Source organism: Paraburkholderia atlantica (assembly GCF_009362785.1).
In the GTDB taxonomy this organism is placed as follows: Bacteria; Pseudomonadota; Gammaproteobacteria; order Burkholderiales; family Burkholderiaceae; genus Paraburkholderia; species Paraburkholderia atlantica.
On sequence record NZ_WHNQ01000239.1, the window covers coordinates 1 to 625 of the forward strand.

General features: G+C 64.8%; 1 pseudogene. It reads right to left on the reverse strand.

The annotated features are described in order from the left end of the window. Window positions 1-494: pseudogene (locus GCT19_RS42480) on the reverse strand (2-keto-4-pentenoate hydratase); the annotation flags it as partial. Between the last annotated feature and the right edge of the window lie 131 nt (window positions 495-625).

Below are 625 nucleotides of genomic sequence, written 5' to 3' on the forward strand. Positions count from 1 at the left end.
AACAGCGCGCTCGACGCGTTGTCCGCCACCGTATCGACGAAGCGGATGTCCCAGTTCTCGATGCGGCTGTCGACGACCTCGATCGCGGCCAATGCGTACGCACTGGCGCGCAGGATGTCCACGAACGTGTGCTTGTCGTGCGTGAGGTCGTGTTCGAGCACCAGCGCGATTTCGGCTTCGACCTTCGGCTGGATCAGCGTCGCCAGCGGCATCGGTTCGCTGTCGCCGTAGGCCATGCCCGCGAACAGCGCGCCGAAATCCGGCTGATCGACGCCAAGCTGCTTCTGCACGGCGAGCGCATCGTCGGCCGCAAGATCGGTCTGACGTCGCTCGCCGTTCGCGATGCGCAGATCGACGTTCGCCTGCTGCACTGCGTAGGCGGTAGCGATGTCGTCGAGGGGGATATCTCCGCGTACGGGCGAGATGGTCTGGCGCGACGCTTCGGCGTTGCGCAGACGCGCGGCCAGCGCATCGATGACGTTGGCATCATGCATTTTCGAGTTTCTCCCTGGTTTGAGGCGTGACGTGATACGGGGAGGCGGACCTGGCCGCCTACCCGTTCGTCGAGCGATGTCACGTAGTGCAGCGTGTCAGGCAGGTACCGCAAGACCGCTGACGTCGGCGG